This window comes from Bacillus sp. JJ1773, from assembly GCF_036962035.1.
Classification (GTDB): Bacteria; Bacillota; Bacilli; order Bacillales; family Cytobacillaceae; genus Cytobacillus.
The window spans coordinates 37,018-56,285 of the sequence record NZ_JBALNX010000021.1 but is presented as its reverse complement, the minus strand read 5'-3'; the positions used below and the strand labels follow the sequence as shown (position 1 = coordinate 56,285).

The following is a 19,268-nucleotide window of genomic DNA, read 5'->3' as shown; positions in this document are numbered from 1 at the left end:
ATATATAATATGGTAGATTAAATTAACCGATATTCAATACATTATAAAAAATCATTTAACATGCTAAAACCGGAAGGAATTCTTATGACAAAAGCAATTTCTCTTTATACGAACGACACCCCTTTATTTGCGTTGAAGGAAGTAGAACAACGAGTTGTACTAAATTATGCTTCAATCCAAGCTAACTCCAATAAATTTTATATTATAGAATTTCAGGAAGGGGTAGGAGAATACTCTTACCGCATTTATACTGAATACGGACGGATGGGAAATTCTCCAAGAAATCAAGAGAGATATTTTCTAACTCGCTTAGAAGCTAAGAATGCATTTGAAAAGATTCTTTCTTCTAAACGGAAAAAAGGGTATGAATTAATTGTGATAGATGAAGAATGGGACGAATCTTCTCTCATACCAATCAGAGCTCCCTTTCAAAGAAAAACAACTCACCCGATTTCCCAATCCCTCATTTTTTCTATTCGTACCCAATTGGGGAAACTTTCAGAGATTCAGCTTTATAGAGGGATTCAAATACTAACTGAAATTGAAGAGAAGATACATAATGGCAACACAGATGTTATTCATCTGTCCAATCAATTTTATTCTGTTATTCCTGTTGTGTTTGGAAATCAAATAGGCAAAATCCATCTATTGGATAATTCCAAGAAGGTACAAGCAAAAAAAGAATGGTTGAATCAAATGATCTCCGCTTCACATTATGAATATTGAGTGAAGAAACAAAGAATTCTTTTTAGACTATCTTAATATTTTGAGATAAGCTGAGATGCACCTCATATCCAGATTATATGTGGCAACACATGGGGAATTGGTAATTTTTTCTCAAAATTTAATGCTACTGCCTATCCTAGATCAGCCACTTTCCTTCGACTTTCTCCTATTCAACAGTAATTGTGTCTTTATAATCCATATTTCAATTCTCCAATTCCAGAGATTCACTATAAATACGATTCTACCATTCCATAGTACACACTAGAATAATTCAATAATGAGTTTTGCATTAGATATTGTGCCTGTCACGCCTCGAAAAGTCTTATTCCATAGATGTTTCACAAGAATAATTTTGAGAATAAACAAAACAAAAAAAGCCCAACCATTAAGGGTTTGAGCCTCTTCTATCAACTAAAATAATCTTTGCAACCTCTTCACAATGAATTAGGTGGTGAAGGCAGATAATATAAATGTAATAGTGTTTTTCAAAGTCGATGATCAATTTATTAATGAGAAAAAATATCTTTTTGTTAAATTTGCACTTCGTACTCGTTTCGAGACAACTAAATATTCATTTTCCAACTTGATAAGGTCAGCCAGTTTTCCTTTTCCTTGGAAGCACGGGGACGGTTCTTCTGCTTCTTTTTTGGAGGTATGAGCCTCTATTTTTAGGTTTTTCCAAACCTATTTTGGCACGCGTAAACTTTTATCGGACACTATAACACACATTTGTTTTTAGATTGTAAAAAAACGTACCCAGTGGAAGGGTACGCTTGAGACAAATTAGATCTGAATAATTTAAGATACATATGAGCAAATACTTTTTCGCGAATCTACTGAAAGCTTACCTTTACCGTTACTTCCAATCTAGTTGCCGGTTCTGTATTGGAAACATTTATTGGTAAAGTAAAGAGGTTACTAAATAAAGTGAATTCACCTGGTTTTTTCCAAGAATCAAAACTAAATTTATTAATCTTCCAGCTTATTTCAACTTCGTGCTCTTTATCTTCAGTATCGACTATGGTTACTTTATTAGGTAATCCGGCCATAAATTGTTCAAATGTAATATCTTTTGAAAAATAAAGTGGATCTAGTGGTTTAATTTCTTTTAGCGTAACATTTGTTTTGATTACGATTTTCACATAATTAGCTGTAGTGCCTCTATCAACTACAATTAATGGGTTGCTATCTTCATCATACAATGTTTCTTTATAGGAATCACCAAGTTGAATCTCATGCGTATACATTCCTTCAGGTGCATCAAAGTGGATTGTATATTCTCCTACTGGAATATCATTCATAACGTAACGTTCCGTGCCATTCCAAGGGGTACTTCCATCTCTATATTCTTTCCCTGTTACTTTATTCTTAAGATAGAATGATCCTTTAATATTTTCAAATGGTATTTTATTTGAAGTAGAAGTAGAATCTTTATATAGACTTATTTGTACTTTCCCTTTGACTATTGGCGCTGGTTCGTCTCTTACAATAGTTATTTCTTTAACAGTTGTGTTCCCAGCTCCGTCTTTAAGCATATACGTAAATACATTTTCACCAATTTCCAAGTTTACAGGCCATTCTAAAGTTTTGCTAATTTCAGAACTATAGTTACCTTCGTATTGCTGAATATGACTATCAAATTCATACAGTTCTAAATAACTGAACCTATCCTTCATGTTAATTTCGAGTTGGGCTGTATCTGAAGAAGCTTCTCTTTCTTTTACCACTATATTTAATTCTGGAGGTGTGGTATCAACATAGAACCTTCTTGCAATACTGCCACTTTTTCCTGATTGCGAAATAACATTTACACTAATAGCATGTGAATTATCTTCTAATGTAAGGAGTTTTCTGAATTTATATGCAGGTCCTTTATAAACAGCACTTCCATTGCTTTTTACTTCTGCATTTTCTTCATATACAACATCTGCTTCTTGATCTTGAATAAGGATTTTTTCAAGATATTTTACATTTGTTACATAACCTTCGAATAAAATTTCAGAATTCGCAAATGTTTCTAGTGATGTAGGTGAAGGCATATATATTGCTGGGAAGAAATAATTATTTGCTGCCTCCTTCTCTAGATATTGTATTTTTTCTAATAATGCCCCTAATAATTCTTCGCCTGAAATATGAGCATTTGGATCCTTTTCTTTCACTTTTGCCACCTTGGTCATGGCAGCTAATACTGCTTCCTTATCTTTTATTCTTATATCTTCAAATGATGGTAAAGATTTTATGACTCCTTCTGCCTCTTGAATCAATTCAAGTAAAAATAAATCTTTTATTCTATTTTCTAATTCCTCTAATTTTTTCAAGTTGGTCACTAATTCTTTTTCTTCAGGTGTCAATGCATCATAATATTTTCTTGCTGCTTCTACCATATCTTTATCATCTAATGCTAATTCAACAACATTTGGCAGCTCATCTATTAGTCTTATCGCCTCATTAACACGGCTCTTATCCATTACATACTTTATTGTTTTTGCTAGTTTTACGATTTCATTTTTTCCGGTAAAGACCTTTATATCTATTTCAGATGATTTAAATATTGATTTTGTAAAAGATCCATTTTTGTCTAGGTTTACATGAAAGCCATTTACCTCTAAACTTACTTTCGTATTTCCTTTGTAACTATCTGGTACTTCTAAATCACCTATGATGTCTATTTTCTTACCCTCAGAGTCTATTATAGTTGGTTCCTTAACCCATTTAATATCATCTGCTTTTTGACCAAATACAACCGCACTACCCAAAAGCATGGATACCGCCACTAGAACAAATAGTATTTTCTTAATCATCCGATTTCAAATCCCCCTAACGTTTAGTGAATTCAATAATAAATATTTCTATACCCTCCCTCATTCCTATTTTCCGAATATTTTATCATCGTAATGCTTGTCTAAAATATATGATAAAATATTCCATTTTTCAATAGATTTAATAGTAGAAAGAGAGTTTTGAAAGGGGGAATTTCTCTGTCATCTTATTAAATTATATTAAGATACACTGCGAAAAATGTTGATTTTTGTATTGATAAAAAAGTCCCAAAAAAGTAATTTGAGGGGCTACTGCCTGTTTCTGGTGATCACAATACTTTCGCAGTAACCTTAATACCAATGTGGTCCTCAAGAAAGTGATCTAGTTGTTATATTCTTAAATACCCAAACATATCCATTAATAAAAAATAATGGGGGCCTGGTTTATTTGGGTTATAACCCCATATCATAAGTTCATTGACAATAGGTGCTGGAATTTCCATTGCGTTTCCATATCCCTTTTACATAGCTATGTTTTAGGCATTACGATCGGGTCCTTATTGCCGGACATTGATGAACATCGGTCTTTTATCTGACGAAGATCCTTTGGCATTACTTCTTATGTAAATGAAACAACTGGGTAACGTGGCATTGCACATAGCTTATTTGCTTGGGGGATCGTTTCTTTTTACTGTCTGCTATCCCCTACTCTGGAAAAGCTGTTATCAGGTTTTATTTTATTGGGAGGTGGTTGTGATGTAAAGAAATAGACAAGTTTTCACTGTCAAAGAAAAAAAATAGCGAAAAAAAGATGAAGGGAAGGAAAATTTAAGAAATGACAACAAAAAACGTACCCGTCCTGCCACATTTGATGGAGAAGGACCCTGTATTGGTGAATGAGTGGCTTCCTGTTTACAAAGCTACGGATTTGTTAGATCAACCTGAACAAGTAGAATTATTAGGGGAAAAAATCGTAATTGTAAGATTGGAAGGAAAAGTTGTTGCCTTCCGCGATCTGTGTATCCACAGGGGTGTTCCGCTTTCAATGGGAAAAGTGAAGGAGAATCGTCTCGTTTGCGCATATCACGGATGGGAATATAGTGCTTGCGGATCTTGTGTACGAATCCCTGCTCAAGAAGCCAAACAGAGCATCCCCAAAAAGGCAAAAGCGATCTCGTATCATTGTCAGGAAGCACTTGGACTTATCTGGATATGTCTTGGACAGCCCGCTAACCCTTTAGTGGACCATCCCATGTTCACTGATCACGATTACAAATCGGTCATATGTGGACCATATCCTATCGTTGCAGCAGCACCGCGCGTTGTGGAAAATTTCCTGGACGCTTCCCATTTCATGTTTGTACATGAAGGATTACTAGGTGACCCAAGTCATACAGTAATTAACGATTACCATGTAAAGCGTATAGAAAATCGTCTAATATCCGAAGAAATTGTAGTTTATCAACCTGATCCCGATGGCCGAGGCACCCCCATTAACAGCAATTACACGTACGAAGTTCTTGCCCCACTAGTTGCCCGTCTCAACAAAATAGACAATGAAACACAACAGGTGTTTAGCATGGTATGGATTATTCAACCAACTAATGAAAAGCAAAGCATTGCCTATGCAATTGTCTCTCGTAATTATGACCTTCATCTACCTGATCATGTTTTTATTGATTTCCAAAATACTTTGCTTTTACAAGATAAAGCCATTATTGAAGCTCAAAAGCCGGAACTGTTGCCTCTAGACCTCCAAGCGGAGTTGCATCTGAAATCGGATAGAATGAGTATCGCCTATCGTAAATTATTGAATGAAATTGGTTTGACTTTTGGGACAGCGTAAAGAATAACAGGTACGAAAACATTGTTACGGAGCCGTCCCCCACGATTCAATTGGACTAAAATGAGTTCGTCTAAATATTATCAACGAAGGAGGATCTTATGTCGGGACAAACTCAAATAAATAATCCACATAATATGAAGCCTGTTGGCCGAGACTCTTGGTTGGAGCGCCGCTTTCGACTTTCGGAGCGAAATACGAATGTAAAAACAGAAATTTTAACTGGTATTACGACCTTCGTCACAATGGCTTATATCATTTTTGTCAACCCATCCATTTTAGCGGATGCGGGTATTCCATTGGAAGCTGCAGTAGCTGCCACTATTTACGCTAGTATCATTGGTACAATTTTATATGCCTTCTGGGCGAATCTTCCGATTGCGGTCGCCCCTGCAATGGGATTAAACGTCTTTTTCACTTATACGGTTGTCATAGGTGAAGGATTGTCTTGGCAAACAGCTTTAGGTGCCGTGTTTATTTCAGGTATCGCCTTTTTAATACTTACAATTACCGGCATCCGAAAAAAATTAATCACTGCCATTCCTCCCACCCTTCGTTCTGCCATTGGGGTTGGTATAGGGCTGATGATCGCATACATTGGGTTACAAGGATCAGGAATTATTATCGCAAATGAGGAAACATATGTTGCACTTGGCAATATCAAGTCAAGTGGACCACTGCTCGCGATAGTTGGGTTAATTATAGCAGCAGTGTTGACTGCTAAGCGGGTAAAGGGCGCCTTTTTGATCAGTATTATTGGTATTACTGCATTAGCGATGATATTTGGAGAGGCTCCAGTACCACAAGGGATTGGAGATATTGTCTCACTCTCTTTCCCAAGCCTGGCTGACACGTTCTTGCAAATGGATATTTTAGGAGCTCTAAGCTACGGTCTTTTTTCGATCATTTTTACCTTCACAATTGTCGAATTATTCGAAAACCTAGGAACACTGGTCGGTTTAGGGAAAGTTTCAGGATTAATGAAAAACGATGGAGATATTAAAAACATCAACAGGGCATTAACAGCGGATGCAGTTGCCACAATGGCCAGCGCATCTATGGGTTCCACTGCTACGTGTGCATACATCGAAAGTGCGGCTGGGATTGCCGAAGGAGGTAAAACCGGGTTAAATGCGCTGACTGTAGCGATCCTTTTCTTCGCTGCCCTCTTCTTCACGCCATTTGTCACACTCATACCAACTGTAGCAACTGCTCCCATCTTGATCATGGTTGGGGTTCTAATGTTGACAGAGGTGCAGTACATCAAATTTGATGACTATACAGAAATTGTACCTGCATTCCTTACGATGATTATGATGCCGTTAACTGTAAGCACAGCTGAAGGTTTGGCATTCGGCTTTGTCTCTTATACGATCTTGAAGCTCCTCACAGGGCGTGCCAAAGAGCTTCACTGGATGATGTACTTTATCACCATTGCATTCTTAATCCACTTCCTTGTGAAGTAAATTCTAAAATTTTGATACACTGATTGTTATTGAAGGCATATATTTACAAGAATGTATAAAAAGCGGGTCAGTCCCCCACTGCTTTATCACAGTAATTAACTGACCCGGAATATTTATTTTACATAGAAGCCAAGCCATTAAGGCTTTGAGCTTCTTCTATCAACTAAAATTATCTTTGCAACCTCTTCACAATGACTTAGGTGGTGATGGAAGATAATATAAATGTAGTAGTGTGTTTCAAAGTCGATGATGAATTTATTAATGAGAATATGTCTTTTTGTTAAATTTGTACTTCGGCACTCGTTTCGAGACAACTAAACATTCATTTGCCAACTTGATAAAGTCAGCCAGTTTTCCTTTTCCTTATAGTCAGGCATTATTTTTCCAACAAGGCGCCAGAAGGATCGGTCGTGATTCAGATGAACCATATGGCACATTTCGTGAACGACTACATAGTCAATGACCTCCCGAGGTGCCATTGCCAGTCTCCAATTAAATGTTAACTGCAGCTTTGAATCACAGGTTCCCCAAGTCGTTTTGCTATCCGAAATACGAATAGAACGTGGTTTTGTTTTGAAGTTGCTTTGATAAGTGGAAATGCTCTTTTCCACTAAAGCCTTACACTGCTGGTAATAAAATCGTTTCAATGCTTGTTTTATTTTTTCAGTGTCAGGCTCCTTTACATAAATATGGAGCTTACCATTTTCAAACACTACATTTTCTTGCGTAATATTAATATCTTGGAAGATCTGTATAGGATAATGGTTTCCTAAATAAAGAAAACTCTCTCCATAGTCATAGACCCTTTTCTGTGTTCCCAGCAGCCTATCCTTCATTTCGTTTAATTTTTGCTGTATTAGATCCCATTTTTCTTCTACTAATTGAATCACTCTATCATCAGGTGTCCCTTTCGGCGCCTGAACTTCAACATTTCCATAACTATCTATTGTCATTCCTATAGAGGTACGATTTTTGTACTTGATTTCCAAACGTATTGTCTCACCTAAGTATGTATGTATCATGTTATCCCCTGTATTTGATCGCCAATCCTTTTAAGAAATTCCTGGCATATTTATCTCCGCACTCCTTATAATTCTTATGTCCTTCTTTTCTTAATAAAGCGCCTAGTTCTCCTTTTGTAACGGTGATTCCTGCATTATCGAATATATCCAGCATATCCTCAGTCGTTAATGCTAATGCTATTTTTACTTTCTTTAACAGGAGATTATTAACATTTGCACTTTTATTTACAGACGGTTCTGGCGTAGCAGACTGCCCTGGTTTCGGCTCTTGCCTTCCTCTTTTATAAATAATAAAACCATTTAAAAATGAATCTAACATACTGTTATTACATTTGATTTGATCGTCATTTTCGTCATCATCTTCGTCTGATTTTGTGAGAATCTTTATTACTTCTGGCACCGTTACATCCACTCCCCCAAGTTTAAAGATCTCTGCCATTTCTTTATTTTTAATTTCCAGCGCGTATCTCAATCGGATTAATATATCGTTATTATCCACAATAGACCTCCATATTAAAAATAGTGTCAATCCTTTGTTCCGACAAAGGTACTGACCAATTGATAAATATCATACTACCTCATCGTAAATCTAATTTCAAAAAATAATAGGAAACTCCCATGGGTTAGTTGCCTACATTTAAAATTATCTTTACAACCGCCTCACAAATGCTCGTAGTGTATGTGCAACACATGACGGGTGGTGAAGGTTACAGGCTTTATATGTGCCTCGCTTGTTTTTATCGTATTTTGGTTGATCATTTACATCCGGTTTACTAAAAAATACGTTTTGATAGAACTACCATTCGATAAGTGAGGAAAAGAAGATTTTAGGGGATTCTGATTATCTAAAGTAAATGTTTTAATTAACACTAGAAGTTGACCCAATAAAAGAAGTTGCAGTAAAATACCGATAATACGATGAATATTAGAAGTATTGTTGAATGGTCAGGTAAAATGAAATCGGCCCTGTATAGTATTTTTAAAAACAAAAAAGCAGTTGGTATAGATTTTTCTATATCAACTGCTTTTCTATTATACCAACCCAACCCCGCGACCGCTTCACAATAGCCAGGCACTGTTCGCCATTAGTGAAGGGTGGGAAAAATGTGTCAGTCCCCTGTCATTCTTATTATCAATGGGCTAACGTCTAAATACGCATAAGTGCGCCATTAGGCCTTGGTAACTCTTGATTTGTTATCTGATTCATTTTACAAAAATGTTCAAAAAATTGTTGTCCCAGCTCTCGTTCCTTTGGGTCACTTTTCAATGAAACTATATCAAGCAAAATTTGAGCCATCCATAAATTATCAAAATAACGATATTTACCTGTATTCCATGTCATTTTGTGGGGGAATTTTTCATTTACATAATACTTCCAAAAAAGCATCTGATCCGATTCCTGTTCTGTAAGTTGGAGTCTGTATTTTGAATGAGCAGGAATATATCCATCTTCACAAAGCTTACCGATAAAATTTTCATTCACCATATAGACACCTAAGATACGTCTGTCTTTTTCAGGCATGCTTGGATCTATTGCCGTTAACAGGACAACGCTATTTTGGTGCAAGCGGATGGGTTTGTTTGGCTTCCCCTTGTTATTACCACTTTTTATTAAGCCTGAAAAAACCTTCCACTCCGAAAAAGAACTATTCTGTTCTTCTGTGTCACACCAAAATACCATTTGTGATTCGGGATGAAGTTTATGATTTTTCATCAATTTTTCATGTTCCAAACGAAGTTCCTGGTTTTTTTGTTGTAGCTTTTTTTCCTCTTCCTTCTTCCATTCTTCCTCCTTTCGTTCCATTTCCTTTTTTTGTATTATTTTTTCTAGTGAATTAGCAATACTTTTATCATGTAGTGTTAAGTGTTTCCCAAATACATCGGGGAAAACAAACTTTTTATTTTCCGATGCGAAATGTATTTCAATACTAGAATCATTATGATTAACTATACTCCCCATGCCAAAACGCTTGTGTGTAACTTTCTTATTGATTAGATTCATTATTCTAGTCCTCCTTGTAGAATAAAAACTCGGTTACTATTAGATAGTAAATTGATAATTTTATTCAACTAACTTCCTTTAAAGCTCACACGACTGTTTGATTTTCCTTCGGTTTAAAAAAGGATATTAAAAAAACGTATCCATAATTCTATCTGCAAAAAAACACAGCAGAATTCGGAATACGATTTAAAAAACAATTATAAGACTATTATAACATTTCTTGAAAATATTACAAACTTTCTTATTGACAACACATTTTATTGTGAGGTAAAATGAAATTTTATTCTCTGTACTTGCTTGAAATAGCTATGAAATAAAGGCCTCCCAAAAGTCGCGAAACTTCTAGAAGGCCCCTATAAATAACCACTTGTTATTACCGGTGATAAGTGGATTGATTCCACGATTAAACTCTTATCTAACCCTTATCCCTTATCGGGAACCTGCTTTTTCTTTTAAAACTATCTGCGATACTACCTCTACATGCATCGTTTGCGGAAACATATCCACCGGCTGCACTTCCACTGCCATATACCCGCCATCTTCCAATATCCGCAAGTCTCTTGCCAATGTCCCCGGATTACAGATTTACTCTAAATGTCGATCAACCCTGGTACTTCTCAATTAGTATGCCTTTCCTTTATTTTTAATAAAATGTCGATTGAACAAATGAATATCCTGTTAATTCCCACTAATACTACTATCAATATACGTTAATAAAATATAAGAGAGGTTAAACATATATGGAAAAGATTTTCTTCATTACAATACTAAAAGGTATTTTAATATATATTTTAGCATTATTTTTAACCCGAAAAATAGGCAGAAAACTTATATCAAAAATGGACTTTTTTGATTTTATTATGGGTGTTTCATTGGGTTCATTAGTCGCAAATGCTGTCATAGATAAGCATTTTGCTACACTATCAGCTACTACCGCATTGGTTTTATTTTCCGTATTAACTATATTTACCGGATACTTAAACATGAAAAGCTTCACATTTAGGAAGCTAATCAATTCTGAACCGGTAACTTTAATTGAAAATGGGACCATTGTGGATGAAAATATGAAGAAAATGAAATTGACCATAAATGAATTAAAGATGAAATTAAGAGAAAAAGATGCCTTTAACGTGGCAGACGTAGAATTCGCTATAATGGAAACAGATGGGAATTTTTCTGTGTTACCCAAATCAGATAAAAAACCACTTACTCCCTATCATATGAACATTCAAACAGCAAGTACAGGTCTTGAAAAGGATATAATCATTGATGGGAAGATAATGGAGGAAAACTTAACAAGTGCTGGATTAGATAAAGACTGGCTAACATCTGCACTGACTAAGCAAAATATCAAAGATTATTCAGAGGTTTTTTATGCTGGATTAGATAATACTAAAAAACTGTATATTTCTAAAAAAAGCAGTACCAATAAAGAAACTCATGGGAAATATGGCATTGAATGATTTTATTAGCTTAATAAGGATTTAGATGCACTCACTTATAAAACTTTTTTGTCCTTTTCAGCGTACTTTTGCTTGCCCCAATTCCCTCAATTTTTTTGCAAGAATGTGTTTCCAATCTTCATTGCTTTCACCAAGGAACAGTTGCGGTTATTTAGCAGCTGATTTTAGGGGATTCTTGATGAAAGGGTTTATGGCTATGCTTCTCCAGCCAAGGCCACCATCAGAAGCTGTTCATTTCCGTATTAATCCTAAGCAAGGCACATGCCTTTACTTTAAATAAATAGGCTGCCTCTAAAGAGTTGCATTGAGACAACCTACATTTACAAATTAGCAAAAACCTCATTTACTTATGATATAGCTCATCTTGCTTTATGTTCATTTAATTTACATTCTGTCCCAATCCCAAAAGAACCTAAAACCATTAGGCTTCTGGTTCTTTTTTCATAACTAATTTAGCAACCGCCTCACAATGCATCGTCTGCGGAAACATATCCACCGGCTGCACTTCCACTGTCTTATACCCGCCATCCTCCAGTATCCGCAAATCTCTCGCCAACGTCCCCGGATTGCAGCTGACATAAACGACTTTCTTCGGCCTCATTTCAATAATTGTGTTCAAAAGTGCTTCATCGCAGCCCTTTCGTGGAGGATCAACGACTAACACATCTGCAGAATTGCCCTGCTCATACCATTTAGGTATCACCACTTCCGCTTCCCCAACAGCAAACTCTGCATTAGTAATCCCATTGAGTTCCGCATTCCGCTTTGCATCCTCAATTGCTTCCGGCACAATTTCGACACCGAAAACCTTCTTAGCCTTTTGAGCAAGGAATAAAGAAATGGTTCCGATCCCACAATAAGCGTCAATCACGTTTTCTTCACCGCTTAAATCTGCGTATTGCAACGCTTTATCATATAGAACCTTTGTCTGCTCTGGGTTGACTTGATAAAAGGAACGGGCAGAGATTGCAAATTTAATATCTCCGATGAAATCATAGATGACTTCCTCACCCCAAAGAACCTTGGTATGGTCACCAAAGATGACATTCGTTTTCTTTGAGTTGACGTTGTGAACAATGGATTTGATGCCTTTTATTCGTGAAGCAATTTCCTCTACAATCTTATTTTTATTCGGAAGGTCATTCGTTCTGGTAATGAGCACAACCATTACTTCTCCAGTTACGAGACCGTGTCGGGCCATAATATGGCGTAGATCTCCTTTATGCTTGCCCTCATTGTATGCACGAACACCGTAACGACTGCAGATATCAATTACAGTCTGAACAACTTCATCATTTTTTTCCTGCTGAATGATGCATTCTTTCATATCAATAATTTGATGGGTACGCTGCTGATAAAAGCCGCCGATGAGGCCTCCCTCTTGCTCGCCAACCGGAACCTGGGCCTTATTGCGATAGCGCCAAGGCTCTTTCATGCCTAAGACAGGGTGAACCTTAACATTTTCGAGTTTTCCAATCCGCTCTAGCACGTCCCTAACTTGCTTTTCCTTCGCTTTCAGCTGCCCTTCATAGCTTAAGTGTTGAAGCTGGCATCCGCCGCATTCTTTGTAAATAGGGCATGCCGCCTCAACCCGATATGGGCTTTTTTCATACATTTCAACAATCCGGCCGAATCCATAGCCTTTATTCACCTTAATTACTTTAACTTTTGCCTTTTCACCGGGAAGCCCGTTCGGAATAAATAACGGATAGCCCTCAACCTTAGCTACCCCAGCCCCATCATGAGTTAAATCTTCAAAAATCACATCTATATAATCGTTTTTTTGTACTGGTAATGTTTTGCTCATTCGTTTCTTCCTTTTTTTCAGCATTAATAAGGGAAATTGTATCATATTATTGGGGGAATACGAAATACTGATGAATCTTTTGTGTTAGAAACAAAAGAGGATACTGTTATTAGTTTTTTGAGGGACATTAGCAAACGAAGAAAATTAGGTAAGAAATTAACCGGAGTATTCACCTGGGAATTTAATGTTCAATATAACAATGTCAGAGCCATGAAACTCATTATAAATACAAAACTTCCTGACAATAACTCTAGAGATACCAATGAATCTTCCAAATTCCTCAGTATATGATTTAGATAGGATAGGGTTTAATAACATGTCTTCAATTTCTAGTACGAGGTTTATTAAAAAATCTTGGGTTTCTTCCGGTGTAAAATGAATACTTTGAAGGGTAAAAAGTTTTTATAGATAGGTTCTGGCCATATGACTCTTCTTTTATTTCTCATCATTAAAGTCCGTTTCTTTTATCCTGTTTATTAATTCTTTGGATGTCATAAACCTTTGATGAAGATAGGCATCTCGACTCTTCTCAAACTTTTCCGCCAATGTGGGATCAGCAATTACCTCTTCGTTTATAGATATTTCATTTTCTGTCTGTAAGATAATCTTGAATTTCCCCTTTCCAGGGACAAAGATTTCACTTTCACTGTGGTTTTGATTCATTTGATTCATCTTTTCGATCAGTTCGTTCACAATCCTTTCACTAATATTCATGTTTAACATCACCCCTTTTATAAAATTCTCTTATAGTTTTTCACATTTCATATGCTAAGTATGCAAAAAGCCCGCCCCAATCGGAACGAGCTTCTCTTTCTTATAAGGAACTTGCCCAATCCCTCGGGCGGTCCTCGTCACGGATTTGATCAATCGGTACAAAGACTTCTAAATGGCGATAAAGATTCACAAATTCAGCTGGCAGCAATCCGCCGAATTCGCCATCAAGGTTTAGCTGCAGTTTTTCGCTTGACTGCACTTTGATCCGGTTAGCCTGCGTATAAATAACTTGCGGATCATTGATATGCTCACCGCGGACTGCCAATGTAGCAATTCGGATAAAATCAGCTAGGTTTGTCTTTTTCAAAATTAATAAGGAAAACAAACCGTCATTAATCGATGAATCTGGAGCGAGCTTTTCAAATCCACCGACTGAATTGGTTAACCCAACAAGGAAAAGCATCGCCTCTCCTTCAAATAGCTTCCCATCATACTCGATACTCACTTCCGTTGATCGAATGGATGGAAGCATTTCAATCCCTTTTAAATAATAGGCGAGCTGCCCAAGCATCGTTTTCAGCTTGCTTGGCACTTCATAAGTAAGCTCTGTCAGCCTGCCACCGCCGGCAATATTAATAAAATACTTATCATTAATCCGTCCAATGTCGACAGGGATCCTATCACCTTTAACGATGATATCTGCTGCCGCTTCAATATCCCTCGGAATATGCAGAGCCCTTGCAAAATCATTAGTCGTACCTACTGGAATGATTCCGAGCTTCGGCCGGTAAGCTTGTTCTGCCAGTCCGTTGACAACCTCATTAATCGTACCGTCTCCCCCTGCAGCCACGACAAGGTCATATTTACGTTCGACAGCCATTCGTGCAGCCTTTGTTGCATCTCCTGGTCCTGTTGTCGCATGGCAAGATGTCTCATAACCTGCTGTTTCCAGCTTTTGTAATACTTCCGCCAAATGTTTTTTAAAAATTTCCCGACCGGAAGTTGGATTATAAATAATTCTTGCTCTTTTCATACCCATCATCCTATTAATAAACTTTAAGTTACATCATCCGTTTTCTCATTCAGTTAACATCATATCTAAAAGGCAACAACATATCAATTTTTTACCTAAACCGAAGACAGAACTAAACACATAAAGTGAAACTTCAATCAGTGGGGTGGTTCAACGCTCAGTACATGCTAGTGCACACATCGCAACAGGACATCGCGTTCATATTCTGCCTCATCTCCCACTGATTGTTAGTTGAACCAATCGGGCCTTTACGGGCTGTTGAACCCCCACTTAGAAATTTTGCTTTACTCAACTTCTGAAGTGGGGGGTCTTACAGCCCGTTAATCTGCGATAAATCCATTATTCCCACAATACAAGCTTATTTATCCGGATCTCTACTACTAATAGATGCAGACCATTAGAAAAAGATACCCAGATTAACCGGGTACCGTATTTTCATCATAACGGCTACTCGACTGAATTTAAACTCACCTGATAACTATTTAATATCTGAAGCTTGTGGCTTCCTTCCCCTGTTTGGAACGTGGCTTGTTTTATGGCCGCATCTCCATATTCATTTTGCTTCGCTTCTTTTGTAATATTCCATTTTTCCAGGTCACCCTGAATTTCCTTTACACCCGTGGCAGTGATTTTGACATCACTGGAGTTCTGAATTTGTAAGGAAAGATGAGATGCGCGGTCAACAGCCCAATCACTCATAAGGGAACGCGGTTTAAGAGTAATAGAATTATCGTTTCCATTCACCTCAAGTTTTACGTTGTTAGGAATGAGAATAGTTGCAGATAAACTTGCAAATCTATCAAATGGCCCGGCAGCTTCACTTGGCAATCCCTTTAAGTTGACATAAAGGGTGTCCCCTTTTTCTTTAATGGACACATAATCCTCTGATTCGGATACTAATTCCTCATTTTTTCCTGAAAGAGCGCGGTATGTACCAAATATCGCCAATTCGCTCTCGGGCGTCCCCTCTATTGTAAAAGGGGAATGCTCCGCATTTACGACTACTCTTTTAATGCTGTCACTCATTTTCTGTTCAAAGACTGGGAGCTCAAAGGTCCGCTCCTCTCGTTGTAAAACATCATTCAGTTTTTCCAAAATTCCTGTAGAGCTAATAATCGCAAAGCTAATTCCGACCGTCCCTAAAAAGCCTACAAAGAATATACTAAGAAAATCATATTTTAAAAAAGGCTTCTCCTGTTTTGTAAAGAGGAGAAATACTAATATTTCAATTCCAAGAATAATTAAAATGATCGGCCACCATGACATCATCACATGTATAAGCTTGTAGCCAAAGATTTGTGATAAAAGTAGAATGATCCCAAGCATTAGGAGCGATGCCCCCATGGAAAATGTTCCAACACGCCAGGTCCTCAAATTGGAAAACCACCTTTCTTTATTAAAATATGGAAGGGTTAATCTTTCATGCAAGATGTTACTAGAACCTCTCTTTGATTCCCTTCCTGCGCATTTTCCCACGCAAACGGGCACCTATCTCGCTTTCTGATTCCCTTCCTTCGCTTTTTTCCACGTGATCAGGCATCAATCTCGCTATCTGATGCCCTTCCTCCGCTTTTTTCCACGCGAACGGGAACCTATCTCGCTATCTGATGCCCTTCCCTCGCATTTTTTCACACGAACGGGCACCAATGACACTCTATTCCTCTGATATTTCTATTTTCTTCTCCTTTTTTCCTGTGAGCAGCTTCAAGCCCCCGCCAATTAAGAGGATGCAGACAACAGCTGTTTGGAAATAGCGCTCGAACCAATAGCGAATATCAATATTGATCGCATTCATTAGCATTGGTGATAGAACAGGCAGAAGAATATTCGTTGTTAAATAATACAGGCCAAGGAGCACGAGACCAATGCCGATCCATTTCTGATGATTAAATAAGTAGGAAATGATCGGCGTGTCCTCAAGCGGTTCATCTTCATATTTAGAAGCCTTTTGTAAGCCATCGAAGAAACTGTAAAACCAGATAATTGGAATTAAAAATAAGAAAATACCTAATCTTAATACGTCTAAAATATAGATGGAGAATAGAAAAGCAGCCATTAATTGAATTCCACGGCGCTGTAAGCCAAGATATAGATGGCCAGCTCCAGGGAAAACGGAAAATAAAGTAGCGATGGCTTTACTTTTCTTCCCTTCCTCTCTTCGGGATTCGAAATCTTCTAAGATGGTGCGGTCTACAAGCTGTTCACCGCGCTGTTTCTTATTTAATTGCTGAATGGCATCAAAAAACCCGTACACCCAAATGACAGGCAAGATCGCCCAAAAAATCAAGAATTCGTCTCTATGGGTCAATATCGCCACAAAAAACACCATAATCGCTAAGCCCATAAACGCAATTAATAAGGTAATCCCCCGGTTCATTAAGCCGAGTTGAAAATGCCCCACACCGGGAATAAAGGATAATAAAATCGTACGAAACCGTTCATACTCCATTTCACTTCCAGCCGAACCAGATTCGACAGGCATTGCTTCCTTGCGATGCAACATTCTAGATGCCGAAATCCCTGTATCAACTAGATTGACAAGATAAAGAATCACTCCAATGATGACAATCACGAAAGCGACGTCCCCTTCACCATGTGCGGCAAAGAAAAAGGTAATCGCAATCAAGAAAAACTCCCCGAACATGTAAATAAGACCCCAAAATATCTTCCCTAAATAAAGTAAACCGCCACCAGGGAAAAATCCCAATAAAAACGCGATAATCGGATTTTTCATTATTTATTAGCCTCCTTGCTATCTTTATCTAATGAATCCATCCAGGCGAAGGTTTTATCTACAATTCCTTCTGTAACCGATGTTCTTTTTTCCTGGAAGCTTGGTGTTTGGACACTTACGGTATATTGTGTAATCGACTGGAAAACGCCAGTTGTCATAAGTAAAATGGTCATGGCCGCTGCGACTGTATAGTGAAATATCGCCGTTTGATAAAAAGGCCGGCTTTCCTTCCTCTTATTCACGACCTTTACTGAAGGAGGATGACTCTCAGCTATCTGCGCCATGATTGAATTAGTAAATTCAATTTCATTCTCAATCTCCGGCAATTCGCTTTCCGCTACCGTCACCGCCTCTAGATATAAATCCAAGCATTGGTCACAAGTATAAAGATGGTTTTCATACTCCTCACGGACGTCCTGATCGAATTCATTTTTCACGTATTTCATCCACTCTTCTATTGAATAATGCCTCATGAAAAATCGTCCTCCTTCCAATGCTTCTTCATCCAATTGCGGGCACGGTAAAGCTTCGTCTCAATTGTCTTCACTTGAACATTTTGTTCCGCAGCCATTTGCTGATACGTCTTATCCGCAATGTAAAAATCGTAAATGACGTTTCGATAATTTTCAGGCAGCTCATGGAGCTTTTCACGAACACGGGAAACTTTTTCTTTATGTATAATCTCGTCCTCTACACTTTCCCATCGATTCCCCAATATTTCTCTTTCCGCCAAATCTATTATATCTTCTTGACTCCGATTCTGCTTCCTCTTTACATCAATTGCATGATTTACTGCAATTCTCGTAATCCATGTTTTAAACCCTTGATTTTCATATTGGGAGAGAGAGGTGTAAATCTTAATAAAAACTTCTTGTGTGGCATCTTCCGCTTCTTTTTGGTTTCTTAATACAGCGTTGATGGTCCGGAACAAATCATTGCGGTACTTTTCAACCAAAAGCCGAAATGCATGGTGATTGCCGCTTTTTACTTTTTGGATTAGAACTTGGTCGCTAATCGCTCTCTCCCCCTTTCTGACAGCTTCCACCCTAATAGACGAAAGTCAGGTGCTCTATCCCTACACTAAAAAGGTAATTTTTTTTAAAAAAATATAATGGCATAGAAAAACGCTTAGAAAATTGGCTTCCCAAGCGTTTTCGACAAATGTATTTTATTAAAATTGCCAAATATAAAAAACTAATGCAAATAATGATAGCATGGTAGCTATCACGTATATAACGGTGAGATTCCTTGTATTCCGTTTAGCTGATTTTCTGTAATTAGGATCACCTTTAGTAATAAATATAATAGTAGTAATAATTGCGATAATGGTAAGGACGATCACAAAAAATATCGCTCCTGTCATCAAACTCCTACCCCCTTAAACTATATTTCCCACATATAAATAGTGAAAATCTCTTTATATAAAAGATATCATTTCTTAGTATGATATATAAGTGATTTACATCACACATTTGCCTATCTCAGAAATTTCCGCACAAACAGAAATCAATCCATGGTAAGATAAAATTAATTACTTTACCAAATGCATGGAAATCCCTACCCACTATTTTCCCATAAAGTGAAACTTCAATCAATGGGGGGCCGACACACAGGACGTGCTAGTGCAGACGTTGCGACAGGATGTTGCGCTCTTAATCTGCCCTCATCGCGCCCATTGATTGTTAGTTGCGGCCCACAG

Annotated in this window: 15 protein-coding genes and 1 pseudogene; 4 read left to right on the top strand and 12 right to left on the bottom strand. The window is 37.4% G+C overall.

Annotation, left to right across the window (positions count from 1 at the left end; translation table 11 throughout):
* Positions 1 to 84 precede the first annotated feature (84 nt).
* Positions 85 to 726 carry a WGR domain-containing protein gene (locus V7127_RS04835; protein ID WP_335484013.1) on the top strand — a complete coding sequence of 214 codons (642 nt, stop codon included), beginning with the start codon at positions 85 to 87 and terminating at the stop codon, positions 724 to 726.
* Positions 727 to 1,559: 833 nt separating this feature from the next.
* Here V7127_RS04835 and V7127_RS04830 read toward each other — a convergent pair.
* Entirely contained in the window at positions 1,560 to 3,527 is a 1,968-nt protein-coding gene (locus V7127_RS04830) for a hypothetical protein (RefSeq protein WP_335484011.1), read from the bottom strand.
* Between the two features lie 793 nt (positions 3,528 to 4,320).
* Between V7127_RS04830 and V7127_RS04825 the strand changes: the two genes are divergently transcribed.
* Both V7127_RS04825 and V7127_RS04820 read left to right on the top strand, forming a co-directional pair.
* Positions 4,321 to 5,331, top strand: coding sequence for an aromatic ring-hydroxylating dioxygenase subunit alpha (locus V7127_RS04825; protein WP_335484009.1), 1,011 nt, complete (start codon positions 4,321 to 4,323; stop codon positions 5,329 to 5,331).
* Between the two features lie 98 nt (positions 5,332 to 5,429).
* A complete protein-coding gene (locus V7127_RS04820; RefSeq protein WP_335484007.1) occupies positions 5,430 to 6,794 on the top strand; it encodes an NCS2 family permease in 1,365 nt (454 codons plus the stop codon).
* 314 nt (positions 6,795 to 7,108) lie between these two features.
* On the opposite strand, the gene V7127_RS04815 is transcribed toward V7127_RS04820, so the two are convergent.
* From V7127_RS04815 to V7127_RS04800, 4 genes and pseudogenes are all read right to left on the bottom strand, one after another.
* Positions 7,109 to 7,816, bottom strand: a complete 708-nt coding sequence (locus V7127_RS04815) for a M48 family metallopeptidase (RefSeq protein WP_335484005.1) — start codon at positions 7,814 to 7,816, stop codon at positions 7,109 to 7,111.
* Between the two features lies 1 nt (position 7,817).
* Positions 7,818 to 8,315 (bottom strand): DUF1456 family protein, encoded by a 498-nt coding sequence (locus V7127_RS04810; RefSeq protein WP_335484003.1) that lies wholly within the window; start codon positions 8,313 to 8,315, stop codon positions 7,818 to 7,820.
* 648 nt (positions 8,316 to 8,963) lie between these two features.
* Complete coding sequence (locus V7127_RS04805) at positions 8,964 to 9,818, bottom strand: malate synthase (protein ID WP_335484001.1); 855 nt, start codon at positions 9,816 to 9,818, stop codon at positions 8,964 to 8,966.
* A gap of 429 nt (positions 9,819 to 10,247) precedes the next feature.
* Positions 10,248 to 10,400, bottom strand: a pseudogene (locus tag V7127_RS04800) (23S rRNA (uracil(1939)-C(5))-methyltransferase RlmD); the annotation flags it as partial.
* Between the two features lie 158 nt (positions 10,401 to 10,558).
* Here V7127_RS04800 and V7127_RS04795 point away from each other — a divergent pair.
* Complete coding sequence (locus V7127_RS04795; RefSeq protein WP_335483999.1) at positions 10,559 to 11,281, top strand: DUF421 domain-containing protein; 723 nt, start codon at positions 10,559 to 10,561, stop codon at positions 11,279 to 11,281.
* A gap of 421 nt (positions 11,282 to 11,702) precedes the next feature.
* Here the strand turns inward: V7127_RS04795 and rlmD are convergent, their stop codons facing one another.
* The 7 genes from rlmD to V7127_RS04760 form a co-directional block, all read right to left on the bottom strand.
* Positions 11,703 to 13,088, bottom strand: a complete 1,386-nt coding sequence (rlmD, locus tag V7127_RS04790) for a 23S rRNA (uracil(1939)-C(5))-methyltransferase RlmD (RefSeq protein WP_335483997.1) — start codon at positions 13,086 to 13,088, stop codon at positions 11,703 to 11,705.
* A gap of 435 nt (positions 13,089 to 13,523) precedes the next feature.
* On the bottom strand, positions 13,524 to 13,802 hold the full coding sequence (locus V7127_RS04785) for a hypothetical protein (protein WP_335483995.1): 279 nt from the start codon (positions 13,800 to 13,802) through the stop codon (positions 13,524 to 13,526).
* 100 nt (positions 13,803 to 13,902) lie between these two features.
* Positions 13,903 to 14,835, bottom strand: a complete 933-nt coding sequence (locus V7127_RS04780; protein WP_335343904.1) for a diacylglycerol kinase — start codon at positions 14,833 to 14,835, stop codon at positions 13,903 to 13,905.
* A 447-nt stretch (positions 14,836 to 15,282) separates the two neighbouring features.
* Positions 15,283 to 16,209, bottom strand: a complete 927-nt coding sequence (locus tag V7127_RS04775) for a hypothetical protein (RefSeq protein WP_335483993.1) — start codon at positions 16,207 to 16,209, stop codon at positions 15,283 to 15,285.
* Between the two features lie 280 nt (positions 16,210 to 16,489).
* Positions 16,490 to 17,572, bottom strand: coding sequence for a hypothetical protein (locus V7127_RS04770; protein WP_335484019.1), 1,083 nt, complete (start codon positions 17,570 to 17,572; stop codon positions 16,490 to 16,492).
* Positions 17,569 to 18,042 (bottom strand): hypothetical protein, encoded by a 474-nt coding sequence (locus V7127_RS04765; RefSeq protein WP_335354998.1) that lies wholly within the window; start codon positions 18,040 to 18,042, stop codon positions 17,569 to 17,571. Before V7127_RS04765 ends, V7127_RS04770 begins: the two co-directional genes overlap by 4 nt.
* The gene (locus V7127_RS04760; protein WP_335483991.1) at positions 18,039 to 18,614 is read right to left on the bottom strand and encodes an RNA polymerase sigma factor; all 576 of its coding nucleotides are present in this window, start codon (positions 18,612 to 18,614) and stop codon (positions 18,039 to 18,041) included. Before V7127_RS04760 ends, V7127_RS04765 begins: the two co-directional genes overlap by 4 nt.
* Positions 18,615 to 19,268: the final 654 nt, after the last annotated feature.